Raw genomic sequence first — 14521 nt, forward strand, 5'->3', positions numbered from 1 at the left:
TCTTAAGAAAATGAGTCAAAAAATCAGAATAAAACTAAAATCTTACGATCACATGTTGGTAGACAAGTCTGCTGAAAAGATCGTAAAAACAGTAAAAACTACTGGAGCAGTTGTAACAGGTCCAATTCCGTTACCAACTCACAAAAAACTTTTCACTGTGTTACGTTCTCCGCACGTTAACAAAAAAGCGAGAGAGCAATTTGAAGTAATGTCATACAAGAGATTGATCGATATTTATTCGTCTTCATCTAAAACTATTGATGCATTAATGAAACTTGAATTGCCAAGTGGAGTTGAAGTAGAAATAAAAGTATAATTTTTTTATTATATTTTATATAAAAAAGCGAGGCAGAAATGTCTCGCTTTTTTATGTTTAAAAAAAAATATATTTTATAAATTTTCTTGAAATCTATAACGGTTAATTGATTGTGTTTTAGTTGAAATGTCTTTGGTTTAGGCTGTTGCGAAGGTTTTTTCTGTAAAGGATTAGCTAAATGTTAAGGCAATGGATCTTGTGGGTTAAGATGATGAAAAATAATTTTTTGAGGAAAAAAAATATTGATAGAGCTCGAATCGGTGCTTTGATTTTGATAATGAGCTATTTAATTTTTCTAACTGTTTGGTATATTCAATTTTAATGTATACTTTTGCACTCCCTGTTTGGAAATTTCTGTTATTTTCAAATTGAAGGGAATTTTAGTAATTAATAATTAATATTTATGTCTGGGTTAATTGGTAAAAAAATCGGCATGACTAGTATTTTCGACGAAAACGGGAAAAACATTCCTTGTACGGTAATCGAGGCTGGGCCGTGTGTTGTTACCCAAGTCAGAACCAAAGGTGTTGACGGGTACGAAGCGTTGCAACTTGGTTTCGATGACAAAAACGAGAAACATTCCACTAAAGCGGCTTTAGGTCACTTTAAAAAAGCTGGAACTGTTGCTAAGAAAAAAGTCGTTGAATTTCAAGATTTTGCAACTGAACAAAAATTAGGAGATCTTATTGATGTTTCTATTTTTGCTGAAGGAGAATTTGTAGATGTACAAGGTGTATCTAAAGGTAAAGGTTTTCAAGGGGTTGTTAAACGTCACGGATTTGGTGGTGTTGGGCAAGCAACTCACGGTCAACACAACCGTTTAAGAGCGCCAGGTTCTGTGGGAGCTTCTTCTTATCCATCTAGAGTATTCAAAGGAATGCGTATGGCTGGAAGAATGGGAGGAGACAATGTAAAAGTTCAAAACCTTAGAGTTTTAAAAGTGGTTGCTGAAAAGAACCTACTTGTTATTAAAGGATGTGTTCCTGGACATAAAAACTCTTATGTAATCATTCAGAAGTAATGGAAGTAAAAGTATTAGATTTCAACGGAAAAGATACTGGAAGAAAAGTTCAACTTTCTGATTCAGTATTCGCAATTGAACCAAACAATCACGCTGTATACCTTGATGTGAAGCAATATCTTGCTAATCAAAGACAAGGGACTCACAAAGCTAAAGAAAGAGCTGAAGTGACAGGAAGTACGCGTAAGATTAAAAAACAAAAAGGAACAGGTACAGCTCGTGCGGGAAGTATCAAAAATCCATTGTTTAAAGGTGGTGGAACAATTTTCGGGCCAAGACCAAGAAGTTATTCATTCAAATTGAATAAAAGCTTGAAAAGATTGGCAAGAAAATCAGCTTTCTCAATCAAAGCAAAAGAGTCGAATATCATTGTTCTTGAAGACTTTAATTTTGAAGCGCCAAACACTAAAAATTTCATTAACGTTTTGAAAGCTTTAGGGTTAGAAAATAAAAAATCTCTATTTGTGTTGGGAGAGTCAAATAAAAATGTATATTTGTCGTCACGCAATTTAAAGGCTTCTAATGTCGTAACTAGCTCAGAATTAAGCACTTACGCTATTTTAAACACTAACAATTTAGTGCTTTTAGAAGGTTCTTTGGAGTTAATCGAAGAAAATTTAAGCAAATAATAGGAATATGAGTATCATAATTAGACCTATAGTAACAGAAAAAGTAACCAAAGAAAGTGAAGTTTTAAACCGCTTCGGATTCGTTGTTGACAAAAAAGCAAACAAAGTTCAAATTAAGAAAGCTGTTGAAGCTGCTTATGGAGTAACTATCGTTTCAGTTAACACGATGAACGTAAGACCGGATAGAACTACAAAATACACTAAAAGTGGTTTGATCAGTGGAAAGACAAATGCAATTAAAAAAGCGATTGTTCAAGTACAAGAAGGAGAAACAATTGATTTTTACAACAATATCTAAGATAGAAAAATGTCAGTAAGAAAATTAAAACCTATTACCCCAGGTCAGCGATTTAGAGTTGTGAATGGTTATGACGCCATTACAACTGATAAGCCGGAACGCTCTTTGATAGCGCCGATAAAAAACTCTGGAGGTAGAAATAGTCAAGGAAAGATGACCATGCGTTATACGGGTGGTGGTCACAAGCAGAGATATCGTATCATTGATTTCAAAAGAACTAAAGACGGAATTCCGGCTACTGTGAAATCAATTGAATATGATCCAAATCGTACTGCATTTATCGCTTTATTAGCTTATGCTGATGGAGAGAAAACTTATGTTATTGCTCAAAACGGATTGAAAGTTGGTCAGAAATTAGTTTCTGGTCCAGAATCTCAACCTGAAATTGGTAATACATTGCCTTTAAGCAGAATTCCTTTAGGAACTGTAATCTCTTGTATTGAGTTACGTCCAGGTCAAGGAGCGGTAATCGCTCGTTCAGCTGGTACATTTGCTCAATTAATGGCAAGAGATGGAAAATATGCTACAATTAAAATGCCATCTGGTGAAACAAGATTAATCTTGTTGACTTGTTCGGCTACAATTGGAGCTGTTTCTAATTCAGACCACCAATTAGTTGTATCAGGAAAAGCTGGTAGAACAAGATGGTTAGGAAGAAGACCTAGAACAAGACCTGTTGCAATGAACCCTGTTGATCACCCAATGGGTGGTGGAGAAGGACGTTCTTCTGGTGGACATCCACGTTCAAGAAATGGAATACCAGCAAAAGGTTATAGAACTCGTTCTAAGAAAAACCCGAGTAACAAGTATATCGTAGAACGTAGAAAGAAATAATAAGATATGGCACGTTCATTAAAAAAAGGACCTTTCGTTCATTATAAGTTAGACAAGAAAGTTCAGGAAAACGTAGAGAGTGGTAAAAATAGTGTAGTGAAGACTTGGTCTAGAGCTTCTATGATTACTCCGGATTTCGTTGGACAAACTATCGCAGTTCATAACGGTCGTCAATTTGTACCAGTTTACGTAACAGAAAACATGGTAGGTCACAAATTAGGAGAATTTTCACCAACTAGATCTTTTAGAGGTCATGCTGGAGCAAAAAATAAAGGTAAAAAATAAGAAGCAATGGGAGTTCGTAAAAGAGAAACAGCAGATGCGAGAAAAGAGGCTAATAAGTCTATTGCTTTCGCAAAATTGAATAACTGCCCTACTTCACCTAGAAAAATGCGCTTAGTAGCGGACTTGGTAAGAGGTCAGAAGGTAGAAAGAGCACTTAACATCTTAAGATTTAGTTCTAAAGAAGCTTCAAGAAAATTAGAGAAACTATTATTATCTGCAATCAACAACTGGGAGCAAAAAAATAGTGAAGGTAATTTAGAAGAAGCTGGATTATTTGTTAAGGAGATCAGAGTAGATGGTGGAATGATGTTGAAAAGACTTCGTCCAGCTCCACAAGGTCGTGCACACAGAATAAGAAAACGTTCTAATCACGTAACAATCGTGCTTGGAGCTATCAATAACACACAAAGCAATTCTTAAGCAGCATGGGACAAAAGACAAATCCAATTGGAAATAGACTTGGTATCATCAGAGGGTGGGACTCAAACTGGTATGGTGGAAATGATTACGGTGATAAACTTGCCGAGGATCACAAAATCAGAAAGTATATCCACGCTCGTTTATCAAAAGCTAGTGTATCTAAAGTAATCATCGAGAGAACTTTGAAACTTGTAACCGTTACTATCACTACTGCTAGACCTGGTATCATTATCGGAAAAGGTGGACAAGAGGTAGACAAGTTAAAAGAAGAACTTAAGAAAGTTACTGACAAAGAGGTTCAAATCAACATCTTTGAAATCAAAAGACCTGAATTAGATGCTTATCTTGTGGCGACAAGCATCGCTCGTCAAATCGAAAGCCGTATTTCTTACAGACGTGCAATCAAAATGGCTATTGCTGCCTCTATGCGTATGAACGCTGAGGGTATCAAAGTTTTGATTTCTGGTCGTTTGAACGGAGCTGAGATGGCACGTTCAGAAGGTTTCAAAGAAGGTAGAATTCCTCTATCAACTTTCAGAGCTGATATTGATTATGCTTTGGCTGAAGCTCACACTACTTACGGTAGAATGGGTATCAAAGTATGGATCATGAAAGGTGAAGTTTATGGAAAGAGAGATCTTTCTCCACTTGCAGGAATGGATAAAAAACAATCTGGAACTGGTGGTGGTAAAGGTGGCGATTCTCCAAGAGGAGACAGAAAGCCCTTTAATAAAGGTGGAAAACCAGACGCTCGTAAAAGAAAGTAAATTTTTAAACTAAAGAAAAATGTTACAGCCTAAAAGAACAAAATACCGTAAGGTACAAAAGGGTAAAATGAAAGGTAACTCTCAAAGAGGGCATGAACTTTCTAATGGAATGTTTGGTATTAAATCTGTACATGAAGATGGAATGTTCTTAACTTCTCGTCAAATCGAAGCTGCACGTATTGCTGCAACTCGTTTCATGAAGAGAGAAGGACAATTATGGATCAAAATATTTCCAGACAAACCAATTACTAAGAAGCCTCTTGAGGTACGTATGGGTAAAGGTAAAGGTGCCGTTGAATATTGGGCTGCCGTTGTTAAACCCGGAAGAATTATGTTTGAAGTTGGAGGAGTTCCTTTATCAGTTGCAAAAGAGGCGTTACGTCTTGCAGCTCAAAAGCTTCCAGTAAAAACTAAATTCGTCGTTGCTAGAGATTTCGAAGCATAATTAAATTTATATTATGAAACAATCAGAAATAAAAGATCTTTCTGCAGCGGAGTTGCAAGAAAAACTTAGTCAAACTAAGAAAATATATGCTGACCTAAAAATGGCTCACGCTATTTCTCCAATTGAGAACCCACTTCAAATTAGAAGTGTAAGAAGAACAGTTGCAAGATTGGCTACAGAGTTAACTAAAAGAGAGTTACAATAATTGTATTCTGCTGAAAGATGGAAGAAAAAAGAAATTTAAGAAAAGAAAGAATAGGTGTTGTTACTTCAAATAAAATGGATAAGTCTATTGTTATTGCTGAAGTAAGAAAAGTAAAACACCCATTATACGGTAAGTTCGTGTTGAAAACAAAGAAATACGTTGCACACGACGAAACAAACGACTGTAACATTGGAGATACTGTAAGAATTAGCGAAACGCGTCCTTTAAGTAAAACAAAATGTTGGAGATTAGTTGAAATCTTAGAAAGAGCTAAATAATTATGGTACAACAGGAATCAAGACTAAAAGTAGCAGATAATACGGGAGCAAAAGAAGTTTTAACTATCCGTGTTTTAGGAGGTACCAAAAGAAGGTATGCCTCTGTTGGTGACAAGATTGTAGTATCTATTAAAGATGCAACTCCTAACGGTAACGTTAAAAAAGGAGCTGTTTCAACTGCAGTTGTTGTACGTACCAAAAAAGAAGTGAGAAGAGCCGATGGTTCTTATATCCGTTTCGATGATAATGCATGTGTTCTTTTGAACGCTGCAGGGGAAATGAGAGGAACTCGTGTTTTTGGTCCGGTAGCAAGAGAACTTCGTGAAAAACAATTCATGAAAATTGTATCATTAGCACCAGAAGTGCTTTAATTCGTTTTAAGATGATAAAGCTAAAAATAAAATCAGGAGATATCGTAAGAGTTATTGCTGGAGACCATAAAGGTGCTGAAGGTAAAGTTTTACGTGTTTACCGTGAGAAAAATAAAGCGATAGTTGAAGGTGTAAACATGGTTTCGAAACATACAAAACCAAGTGCTAAAAACCCTCAAGGTGGTATCGTTAAGAAAGAAGCTTCTATACAAATATCTAACATTTCACTAATTGATCCTAAAACTAAGGAAACAACTAGAGTTGGTATTAGAGTAGAAGGAGATAAGAAAGTAAGATTTTCAAAAAAATCTAATCAAGTACTATAGTAATGGCATATACACCTAGACTAAAAGAAGAATATAAGAGTAGAGTGATCTCTGCTCTTAAAGAAGAGTTCGGATATACAAACGTGATGCAAGTTCCAAAACTTGAAAAAATCGTTTTGAGCCGTGGAGTTGGTGCAGCTGTATCTGATAAAAAACTTATTGACTATGCAGTTGATGAGTTAACAAAGATCACTGGACAAAAAGCAGTATCTACAATTTCAAAGAAAGACGTTGCGTCATTCAAATTGAGAAAAGGGATGCCTATTGGAGCAAAAGTTACTTTACGTGGTGAGAGAATGTATGAGTTTTTAGATAGACTTATTACTTCTGCTTTACCACGCGTTAGAGATTTTAGTGGTATCAAAGCTACTGGTTTCGACGGAAGAGGTAATTACAATCTTGGAGTTTTAGAGCAAATCATTTTCCCGGAAATTGATATTGACAAAGTAAACAAAATTTCAGGAATGGATATTACATTTGTTACTACTGCTCAAACAGACAAGGAAGCAAAGTCATTATTGGCTGAATTAGGATTACCTTTTAAAAAGAATTAAGACATGGCTAAAGAATCAATGAAAGCCCGTGAGGTGAAAAGAGAGAAAACGGTAGCTAAGTATGCTGAGAAAAGAAAAGCTTTGAAAGAAGCTGGAGATTTTGAAGGTCTACAAAAATTACCTAAAAATGCTTCACCAGTTCGTTTACACAATCGTTGTAAGTTAACAGGTAGACCAAGAGGTTATATCCGTCAGTTTGGTATTTCACGTGTAACTTTCCGTGAGATGGCTAATAATGGGTTAATTCCTGGAGTTAAAAAGGCATCTTGGTAATCTCGCAAAAAGTTAGTACTTTTGCAAACCAAAAAATAATTTTAATTGATTAAAGGTTCGGGAGGCGGGTGCCTCCCGAAAACCATAGTCGCAATCAAATACATATGTATACAGATCCTATTGCAGATTATTTGACTAGAGTTCGTAACGCTGTGGCTGCAAACCACAAAGTTGTTGAAATTCCGGCATCTAATCTAAAAAAAGAAATAACTAAGATCTTATTTGATCAAGGTTATATCTTGAGTTACAAATTTGAGGATAACTCTGTTCAGGGTTCAATCAAAATCGCTTTGAAGTATGATAAAGATACTAAAGAGCCAGTAATTAAAGATATCCAAAGAATTAGTAAACCTGGTTTACGTAAATACGCAGGTGCTGCCAAATTACCAAGAATCCTTAACGGATTAGGAATTGCTATTGTTTCAACTTCAAAAGGTCTTATGACTGGAAAGCAAGCGAAACAATTAAATGTAGGTGGTGAAGTAATTTGTTACGTATACTAATTTTAAAGACTAAATAAGATGTCAAGAATAGGTAAAAGCCCAATTGTAATCGCTGCTGGAGTAACTGTAGAAGTTAAAGACGGTATCGTTACGGTAAAAGGAAAAAAAGGTCAACTAACTCAGGAGTTTTCGGACATTACTGTAAAAGTTGAAGGCGATCAGGTATTATTAGAAAGATCGTCTGATCATAAAGACCAAAGAGCAAAACACGGATTATACAGATCATTAATCAATAATATGATAATTGGTGTGTCTGAAGGTTTTACAAAAGAACTTGAATTAGTTGGAGTTGGTTATAGAGCTTCAAACCAAGGTCAAAAATTAGATTTAGCTCTTGGATATTCTCACAATATTGTTTTAGAAATTGCTCCAGAAGTAGCTTTAGAAACAATATCTGAAAAAGGTAAAAACCCTATCGTAAAATTAACATCATTTGACAAACAACTTTTAGGACAGGTTGCTGCGAAAATCAGAGGTTTCCGTAAGCCTGAGCCATACAAAGGAAAAGGTGTTAAATTTGTGGGTGAAGTATTAAGAAGAAAAGCAGGTAAATCAGCTTAAAAAATAAGATTATGTCATTAACAAAATCTGATAGAAGACAGAGAATTAGATTCAGAATTAGAAAATCGATTAGTGGTACTGCTACTAACCCAAGACTATCTGTATTTAGAAGTAACAAAGAAATTTACGCTCAACTTATTGACGATGTAAATGGAGTTACAATTTTAGCTGCATCTTCAAGAGAAAAAGAAATAGGAAAAGGTACTAACGTTGAAGTCGCTGCTGCTGTTGGAAAATTAGTTGCAGAGAAAGCGTTAAAAGCTGGGATCGAAACCATCACTTTTGATAGAGGTGGATATTTGTATCACGGTCGTATTAAATCATTAGCAGAAGGCGCAAGAGCGGCTGGACTTAAATTCTAATATATTATGTCTAAATACAAAAATGTAGAATTGGTAAAACCAAGTGGTCTTGAACTTAAAGATCGTCTGGTAAGTGTTAATCGTGTTACTAAAGTTACAAAAGGTGGTAGAGCTTTCGGTTTTTCTGCTATTGTAGTTGTAGGTGATGAAAACGGAGTAGTGGGTCATGGATTAGGAAAATCTAAAGACGTTTCTGAAGCAATTGCGAAAGCAGTAGAAGATGCTAAGAAAAATTTAGTAAAAATTCCTTTGAACGGACAATCTGTTCCTCACGAACAAAAAGGTAAATTTGGTGGTGCGCGTGTATTTTTAATTCCTGCCTCTCATGGTACAGGAGTTATTGCTGGTGGAGCTGTTCGTTCAGTTCTTGAATCAGTAGGTATTCACGATGTATTATCTAAATCTCAAGGATCATCAAATCCTCATAACGTGGTAAAAGCAACTTTTGATGCTTTATTACAAATGAGAAGCGCTCACACTGTTGCAAAACAAAGAGGTGTTTCTTTAGAAAAAGTTTTTAAAGGTTAATTCAAGGAAATTATGGCTAAATTATTAGTAAAACAAGTAAGAAGCAAAATCAACTGTCCTCTTTCTCAAAAGAGAGGTTTGGAAGCTTTAGGTCTACGTAAAATGGGACAAGTTGTAGAGCATGATTCAAATCCTGCTATCCTTGGTATGATAAACAAAGTTAAACACTTAGTTTCTGTCGAAGAAGCTAAATAACAAATACTGTTATGAATTTAAGTAACTTACAACCAGCTGAAGGGTCAACACACAATCAAAATAAAAGATTAGGTAGAGGAGAAGGTTCAGGAAAAGGTGGTACTTCTGCAAGAGGTCACAAAGGAGCAAAATCTCGTTCTGGTTATTCTAAAAAGATTGGTTTTGAAGGAGGGCAAATGCCACTTCAAAGACGTGTACCTAAGTTTGGTTTCACAAACATCAATCGTAAAGAATACGAAGGTGTTAATTTAGATACGCTTCAATTATTAGTAGACAATGGTGTGATTACTGATTCTGTTTCAATGACAGATTTCGTAGCAAATCGTCTTGCTACCAAAAATGAAATCGTTAAGATTTTAGGTAGAGGAGAATTGAAAGCAAAATTAAAAGTAACTGCCCACAAATTTACCGCTACTGCAAAAGCTGCTATTGAAGCTGCTGGAGGAGAAGCTGTAACTATATAACTTATCTACTAAGATGAAGAAATTTATTGAATCAATAAGTAATGTTTGGAAAATCGAAGAACTGAAAAACAGAATCTTAATTACATTAGGATTGCTTTTAGTATATCGTTTTGGTGCACACGTAACGCTACCTGGAATTGACGCAACTCAATTAACAGGTTTAGCGGGACAAACTAAAAATGGTTTAGGATCTATCCTAGACATGTTTACAGGAGGTGCTTTCTCTAAAGCTTCAGTTTTTGCTTTAGGAATTATGCCTTATATTTCTGCATCTATTGTTGTTCAGTTAATGGGAATTGCTATTCCTTATTTGCAAAAACTTCAAAACGATGGAGAGAGTGGTAGAAAAAAGATTAATCAAATCACTCGTTGGTTGACTATAGCTATTACACTGGTTCAAGGTCCAACTTATATCTATAATTTATACAGAACGTTACCTGGAAGTGCATTCTTACTAGGCTTTAATTCACCTGAATTTTTGTTTTCGTCTGTTATTATCTTAGTTACAGGTACAATTTTTGCTATGTGGCTTGGAGAAAAAATTACTGATAAAGGTATTGGAAATGGAATTTCATTATTGATTATGGTTGGTATCTTAGCTCGCTTACCGCAAGCTTTTATACAAGAATTTACAACCAGAGTTACCAATAACAATGGAGGTCCGATGTTGTTAGTTATTGAAATTATTGTGTGGTTATTAGTAATCATTTCTTGTGTATTGCTTACAATGGCAGTACGTAGAATTCCTGTTCAGTACGCTCGTCGTACAACAAGTGGGGATTACGAACAAGATTTGGCAGGTGGTAATAGACAATGGATTCCTCTTAAGCTTAATGCTTCCGGGGTTATGCCAATCATTTTTGCTCAGGCAATTATGTTTATACCTGCAGCTGTAGCTGGATTGTCTAAATCAGACACATCACAATCTATTGTTGGCGCGTTTAGTAATATGTTCGGATTTTGGTATAACTTTGTATTTGCAACTTTAATTATTGTATTTACATTCTTCTATACTGCAATTACAGTTCCTACTAACAAAATGGCCGATGATTTGAAAAGAAGTGGTGGTTTTATTCCAGGCGTTCGTCCAGGAGCTGAAACTTCAGAATTTCTTGACAAAGTGATGTCTTTAATAACTTTCCCAGGATCTTTATTCCTTGCTTTGATTGCTGTGTTCCCAGCTATTGTTGTAAGTATTATGGATGTACAACAATCTTGGGCAATGTTTTTTGGAGGTACCTCGTTAATAATTATGGTTGGAGTTGCAATAGATACTATTCAACAAATCAATTCATACTTGTTAAACAAACATTATGATGGTTTAATGAAGACTGGTAAAAATAGAAAAGCAGTAGCTTAATTTTTATATGGCAAAACAATCAGCAATAGAACAAGACGGATCAATCATCGAAGCATTATCAAATGCGATGTTCCGTGTAGAGTTAGAAAATGGACATATCGTAATTGCTCATATTTCTGGTAAAATGCGTATGCATTACATCAAGTTATTACCTGGTGATAAAGTGAAACTAGAAATGAGTCCTTATGATTTGTCAAAAGCAAGAATTACTTATCGATATTAAAGGATATTCACTATGAAAGTTAGAGCATCAGTAAAAAAGAGAAGTCCCGAGTGCATCATTGTGCGTAGAAAAGGGAGATTGTACGTAATAAACAAAAAGAATCCTAGATTTAAACAAAGACAAGGATAATTATGGCAAGAATAGCAGGGGTAGATATCCCAAAAAATAAAAGAGGTGTTATAGCACTTACCTATATCTTTGGATTAGGAAGAAGTAGAGCTATTGAGATTTTAGAAAAAGCTCAAGTTAGCCAAGATAAAAAAGTTCAAGATTGGAATGATGATGAGATCGGAGCGATTCGTGATGCAGTTTCATTTTACAAAATTGAAGGAGAATTACGTTCTGAAGTTTCTTTAAACATCAAACGTTTAATGGATATTGGTTGTTACAGAGGTATCCGTCATAGATCTGGTCTTCCGTTAAGAGGGCAAAGAACTAAAAACAACTCTAGAACAAGAAAAGGTAAAAGAAAAACTGTTGCTAACAAGAAAAAAGCAACTAAATAATAAGTAATATGGCTAAAGCAACTGCAAAAAAACGTAAAGTTATCGTTGAATCAACGGGAGAAGCTCATATTTCTGCTACCTTCAATAACATCATCATTTCTTTGACAAACAAAAAAGGTGAAGTTATTTCTTGGTCTTCAGCTGGTAAAATGGGTTTCAGAGGTTCTAAAAAGAATACTCCATACGCAGCCCAAATGGCAGCAGAAGATTGTAGTAAAGTAGCTCTTGAGGCTGGACTTAAAAAAGTAAAAGTTTATGTAAAAGGACCAGGAAACGGACGTGAGTCTGCTATTCGTTCTATTCATAACGGTGGAATTGAAGTTACAGAGATTATCGATGTTACTCCAATGCCTCACAACGGATGTCGTCCTCCAAAAAGACGTAGAGTTTAATTTTATTTATTCATAGTATAAACAAGGTAGAATATAGATTATCGAAGGATTTGACCTGAATTCATAATCTCTACCTTAAATTTAATTTTTTAGAAATGGCAAGATATACTGGTCCAAAAACTAGAATTGCTCGTAAATTTGGCGAAGCAATCTTCGGAGATGATAAATCTTTCGAAAAAAGAAATTACCCACCTGGACAACACGGGATGGCTAAAAAAAGAGGAAAAAAATCTGAGTACGCTGTTCAGTTAATGGAGAAGCAAAAAGCTAAATATTCTTACGGAATTTTAGAAAAACAATTCAGAAATTTATTCAAAAAAGCATCAGCTACTAAAGGTGTTACTGGTGAGGTTCTTTTACAATTATGTGAAGCAAGATTAGATAACGTTGTTTTTAGAATGGGTATTGCTCCTTCTAGAAGAGGTGCTAGACAATTAGTTTCTCACAGACACGTTACTGTAAATGGTGAAGTTGTAAATATCGCTTCTTACCACCTTAAGCCTGGTGATAAAGTTGCAGTTCGTGAAAAATCTAAATCTTTAGAAGCTATCGAACGTTCTTTATCAAATTCAAGTCATGTTTATGAATGGATTACCTGGAACAATGATCTTAAAGAAGGAACTTTCGTTTCTGTACCTGCAAGACTTCAAATTCCAGAAAACATTAAAGAACAATTAATCGTAGAGTTGTACAACAAATAATAATTGACTTAGTCGAAATTTATGGCAATATTTAATTTTCAAAAGCCCGATAAAGTTATCATGATCGATTCAACCGATTTTGAAGGTAAATTCGAATTTAGACCTTTAGAACCTGGTTATGGATTGACAGTTGGTAATGCACTTAGAAGAGTTTTGCTTTCAGCATTAGAAGGTTATGCAATTACATCTGTTCGTATCGAAGGTGTAGATCATGAGTTTTCTACTATTTCAGGTGTTGTTGAAGATGTTACCGAAATTATCCTTAATCTAAAACAAGTGCGTTTCAAACGTCAAATTGAAGATATCGATAATGAAGCAGTTACAATTTCTGTTTCTGGTAAAGATCAACTAACAGCAGGTGATTTTCAAAAATTTATTTCAGGTTTCCAAGTGCTGAACCCAGACCTTGTTATCTGTAATTTAGATTCTAAAATCAAATTGAACTTCGATTTAACAATCGAAAAAGGTAGAGGATATGTTCCTGCTGAGGAGAACAAAAAACAGAACGCTGCAATTGGTACCATTTTTACAGACTCTATTTTTACTCCGGTAAAAAATGTAAAATATGCAATTGAAAACTTCCGTGTTGAGCAAAAAACAGATTACGAAAAATTAGTTTTTGAAATTAAAACTGATGGATCTATTAATCCTAAAGATGCTCTTACTGAAGCTGCTAAAGTTTTAATTCACCACTTCATGTTATTTTCTGACGAAAGAATTACACTCGAGGCTGACGAAATTGCACAAACAGAATCGTATGATGAAGAGTCATTGCATATGAGACAATTGCTTAAAACTAAGCTTGTTGATATGGATTTATCTGTGAGAGCATTAAATTGCTTGAAAGCGGCTGAAGTTGATACACTTGGTGATTTAGTATCGTTCAATAAAAATGACCTAATGAAATTCCGTAATTTTGGTAAAAAATCTTTAACTGAGCTAGATGAACTTGTAGCTGTTAAGAATTTAACTTTCGGAATGGACTTAGCTAAATACAAATTAGATAAAGAATAATTCAATCCCGCTTGCGGGATTAAATTTAAAATAGCAATGAGACACGGAAAAAAATTCAATCACTTAAGCAGACAGACTGGACATAGAAAAGCTATGCTAGCTAATATGGCTTGTTCTCTTATTGAGCACAAACGTATTAATACTACTGTTGCTAAAGCTAAAGCGCTTAAACAATTCGTTGAGCCTTTAATTACAAAATCAAAAGAAGATACGACTCACAACCGTCGTATTGTTTTTGCTTACTTACGTAGTAAATATGCGGTAACTGACTTGTTCAGAGACGTAGCTGCTAAAGTTGGAGACCGTCCAGGTGGATACACTCGTATCATTAAAGTTGGAAATCGTTTGGGAGATAATGCTGATATGGCAATGATCGAACTTGTAGATTTCAATGAACTTTACAATGGCGGTAAAAAAGAAGTTAAAAAAGCAAAAAGCCGTCGTGGTGGTAAAGCAAAAAAAGCTGAGGAGACTACTCCTGAAGCTCCAGCTGCTGAATCAGAATCGACTACTGAAGCTTCTGAATAATTATGAAAGTAATGATTCTATAGAAATCAAGGATAAGCTAATTTTTAGTTTATCCTTTTTTTTTGATTTTTTTTAAAAAGTTTGAAATGTAACTTATTTTAAAACTTAGGTTTTAATTTTATCAATGAATTTTTTAAAAAATCTTGGAGGCACTGTTTTAAA

At 34.9% G+C, this 14521-nt stretch carries 29 protein-coding genes; all 29 read left to right on the forward strand.

Going from position 1 to position 14521, the window contains the following annotated elements; all coding sequences use genetic code 11:
* Positions 1-10: 10 nt before the first annotated feature.
* The 29 genes from rpsJ (at position 11) to rplQ (ending at position 14359) form a co-directional block, all read left to right on the forward strand.
* A complete protein-coding gene (gene rpsJ, locus GIY83_RS22835) occupies positions 11-316 on the forward strand; it encodes a 30S ribosomal protein S10 (RefSeq protein ID WP_007803605.1) in 306 nt (101 codons plus the stop codon).
* A 403-nt stretch (positions 317-719) separates the two neighbouring features.
* The gene (gene rplC, locus GIY83_RS22840; RefSeq protein WP_007803612.1) at positions 720-1337 is read left to right on the forward strand and encodes a 50S ribosomal protein L3; all 618 of its coding nucleotides are present in this window, start codon (positions 720-722) and stop codon (positions 1335-1337) included.
* A complete protein-coding gene (gene rplD, locus GIY83_RS22845) occupies positions 1337-1966 on the forward strand; it encodes a 50S ribosomal protein L4 (RefSeq protein ID WP_065450855.1) in 630 nt (209 codons plus the stop codon). Before rplC ends, rplD begins: the two co-directional genes overlap by 1 nt.
* A gap of 7 nt (positions 1967-1973) precedes the next feature.
* Positions 1974-2264, forward strand: coding sequence for a 50S ribosomal protein L23 (gene rplW / locus GIY83_RS22850; protein WP_017495018.1), 291 nt, complete (start codon positions 1974-1976; stop codon positions 2262-2264).
* Between the two features lie 9 nt (positions 2265-2273).
* Complete coding sequence (gene rplB, locus GIY83_RS22855) at positions 2274-3098, forward strand: 50S ribosomal protein L2 (RefSeq protein ID WP_007803623.1); 825 nt, start codon at positions 2274-2276, stop codon at positions 3096-3098.
* 6 nt (positions 3099-3104) lie between these two features.
* Positions 3105-3383, forward strand: a complete 279-nt coding sequence (gene rpsS, locus GIY83_RS22860) for a 30S ribosomal protein S19 (protein ID WP_012022488.1) — start codon at positions 3105-3107, stop codon at positions 3381-3383.
* A 6-nt stretch (positions 3384-3389) separates the two neighbouring features.
* On the forward strand, positions 3390-3803 hold the full coding sequence (gene rplV, locus GIY83_RS22865; RefSeq protein WP_007803631.1) for a 50S ribosomal protein L22: 414 nt from the start codon (positions 3390-3392) through the stop codon (positions 3801-3803).
* A 5-nt stretch (positions 3804-3808) separates the two neighbouring features.
* Complete coding sequence (rpsC, locus tag GIY83_RS22870; RefSeq protein WP_007803635.1) at positions 3809-4570, forward strand: 30S ribosomal protein S3; 762 nt, start codon at positions 3809-3811, stop codon at positions 4568-4570.
* A gap of 19 nt (positions 4571-4589) precedes the next feature.
* The gene (gene rplP, locus GIY83_RS22875) at positions 4590-5015 is read left to right on the forward strand and encodes a 50S ribosomal protein L16 (protein WP_007803637.1); all 426 of its coding nucleotides are present in this window, start codon (positions 4590-4592) and stop codon (positions 5013-5015) included.
* A 13-nt stretch (positions 5016-5028) separates the two neighbouring features.
* Complete coding sequence (rpmC, locus tag GIY83_RS22880; RefSeq protein WP_007803639.1) at positions 5029-5220, forward strand: 50S ribosomal protein L29; 192 nt, start codon at positions 5029-5031, stop codon at positions 5218-5220.
* 17 nt (positions 5221-5237) lie between these two features.
* Positions 5238-5498, forward strand: coding sequence for a 30S ribosomal protein S17 (gene rpsQ, locus GIY83_RS22885; protein WP_007803646.1), 261 nt, complete (start codon positions 5238-5240; stop codon positions 5496-5498).
* A gap of 2 nt (positions 5499-5500) precedes the next feature.
* Positions 5501-5869 (forward strand): 50S ribosomal protein L14, encoded by a 369-nt coding sequence (rplN, locus tag GIY83_RS22890; protein WP_007803649.1) that lies wholly within the window; start codon positions 5501-5503, stop codon positions 5867-5869.
* 11 nt (positions 5870-5880) lie between these two features.
* Positions 5881-6195, forward strand: a complete 315-nt coding sequence (rplX, locus tag GIY83_RS22895) for a 50S ribosomal protein L24 (RefSeq protein WP_007803650.1) — start codon at positions 5881-5883, stop codon at positions 6193-6195.
* A gap of 2 nt (positions 6196-6197) precedes the next feature.
* Positions 6198-6749: a 50S ribosomal protein L5 gene (gene rplE, locus GIY83_RS22900; protein WP_035619635.1), complete on the forward strand. Its 552-nt coding sequence runs from the start codon at positions 6198-6200 to the stop codon at positions 6747-6749.
* Positions 6750-6752: 3 nt separating this feature from the next.
* A complete protein-coding gene (gene rpsN, locus GIY83_RS22905) occupies positions 6753-7022 on the forward strand; it encodes a 30S ribosomal protein S14 (RefSeq protein ID WP_007803655.1) in 270 nt (89 codons plus the stop codon).
* Positions 7023-7126: 104 nt separating this feature from the next.
* Positions 7127-7525, forward strand: coding sequence for a 30S ribosomal protein S8 (rpsH, locus tag GIY83_RS22910; RefSeq protein WP_017495014.1), 399 nt, complete (start codon positions 7127-7129; stop codon positions 7523-7525).
* A gap of 18 nt (positions 7526-7543) precedes the next feature.
* Positions 7544-8086 carry a 50S ribosomal protein L6 gene (gene rplF / locus GIY83_RS22915; protein WP_042565877.1) on the forward strand — a complete coding sequence of 181 codons (543 nt, stop codon included), beginning with the start codon at positions 7544-7546 and terminating at the stop codon, positions 8084-8086.
* Between the two features lie 11 nt (positions 8087-8097).
* The gene (rplR, locus tag GIY83_RS22920; protein WP_056245956.1) at positions 8098-8448 is read left to right on the forward strand and encodes a 50S ribosomal protein L18; all 351 of its coding nucleotides are present in this window, start codon (positions 8098-8100) and stop codon (positions 8446-8448) included.
* Positions 8449-8451: 3 nt separating this feature from the next.
* Positions 8452-8976 carry a 30S ribosomal protein S5 gene (rpsE, locus tag GIY83_RS22925; protein WP_085950926.1) on the forward strand — a complete coding sequence of 175 codons (525 nt, stop codon included), beginning with the start codon at positions 8452-8454 and terminating at the stop codon, positions 8974-8976.
* Positions 8977-8988: 12 nt separating this feature from the next.
* A complete protein-coding gene (gene rpmD, locus GIY83_RS22930) occupies positions 8989-9171 on the forward strand; it encodes a 50S ribosomal protein L30 (RefSeq protein WP_017495010.1) in 183 nt (60 codons plus the stop codon).
* 11 nt (positions 9172-9182) lie between these two features.
* Complete coding sequence (gene rplO / locus GIY83_RS22935; protein ID WP_017495009.1) at positions 9183-9635, forward strand: 50S ribosomal protein L15; 453 nt, start codon at positions 9183-9185, stop codon at positions 9633-9635.
* 13 nt (positions 9636-9648) lie between these two features.
* Positions 9649-10995, forward strand: coding sequence for a preprotein translocase subunit SecY (gene secY / locus GIY83_RS22940; RefSeq protein WP_065450858.1), 1347 nt, complete (start codon positions 9649-9651; stop codon positions 10993-10995).
* Positions 10996-11002: 7 nt separating this feature from the next.
* On the forward strand, positions 11003-11218 hold the full coding sequence (infA, locus tag GIY83_RS22945; protein WP_007136545.1) for a translation initiation factor IF-1: 216 nt from the start codon (positions 11003-11005) through the stop codon (positions 11216-11218).
* Between the two features lie 12 nt (positions 11219-11230).
* Positions 11231-11347 carry a type B 50S ribosomal protein L36 gene (ykgO, locus tag GIY83_RS22950; RefSeq protein ID WP_072945378.1) on the forward strand — a complete coding sequence of 39 codons (117 nt, stop codon included), beginning with the start codon at positions 11231-11233 and terminating at the stop codon, positions 11345-11347.
* Between the two features lie 2 nt (positions 11348-11349).
* A complete protein-coding gene (rpsM, locus tag GIY83_RS22955) occupies positions 11350-11724 on the forward strand; it encodes a 30S ribosomal protein S13 (protein ID WP_007803675.1) in 375 nt (124 codons plus the stop codon).
* A gap of 8 nt (positions 11725-11732) precedes the next feature.
* Entirely contained in the window at positions 11733-12116 is a 384-nt protein-coding gene (gene rpsK, locus GIY83_RS22960) for a 30S ribosomal protein S11 (RefSeq protein WP_007803677.1), read from the forward strand.
* 95 nt (positions 12117-12211) lie between these two features.
* Positions 12212-12817, forward strand: a complete 606-nt coding sequence (gene rpsD, locus GIY83_RS22965) for a 30S ribosomal protein S4 (protein WP_026982953.1) — start codon at positions 12212-12214, stop codon at positions 12815-12817.
* 21 nt (positions 12818-12838) lie between these two features.
* Positions 12839-13831 (forward strand): DNA-directed RNA polymerase subunit alpha, encoded by a 993-nt coding sequence (locus tag GIY83_RS22970; protein ID WP_026109818.1) that lies wholly within the window; start codon positions 12839-12841, stop codon positions 13829-13831.
* A 36-nt stretch (positions 13832-13867) separates the two neighbouring features.
* Positions 13868-14359 carry a 50S ribosomal protein L17 gene (gene rplQ, locus GIY83_RS22975; protein ID WP_029272056.1) on the forward strand — a complete coding sequence of 164 codons (492 nt, stop codon included), beginning with the start codon at positions 13868-13870 and terminating at the stop codon, positions 14357-14359.
* Positions 14360-14521: the final 162 nt, after the last annotated feature.

The sequence above is a fragment of the Flavobacterium sp. SLB02 genome (assembly GCF_009664855.1).
Classification (GTDB): domain Bacteria; phylum Bacteroidota; class Bacteroidia; order Flavobacteriales; family Flavobacteriaceae; genus Flavobacterium.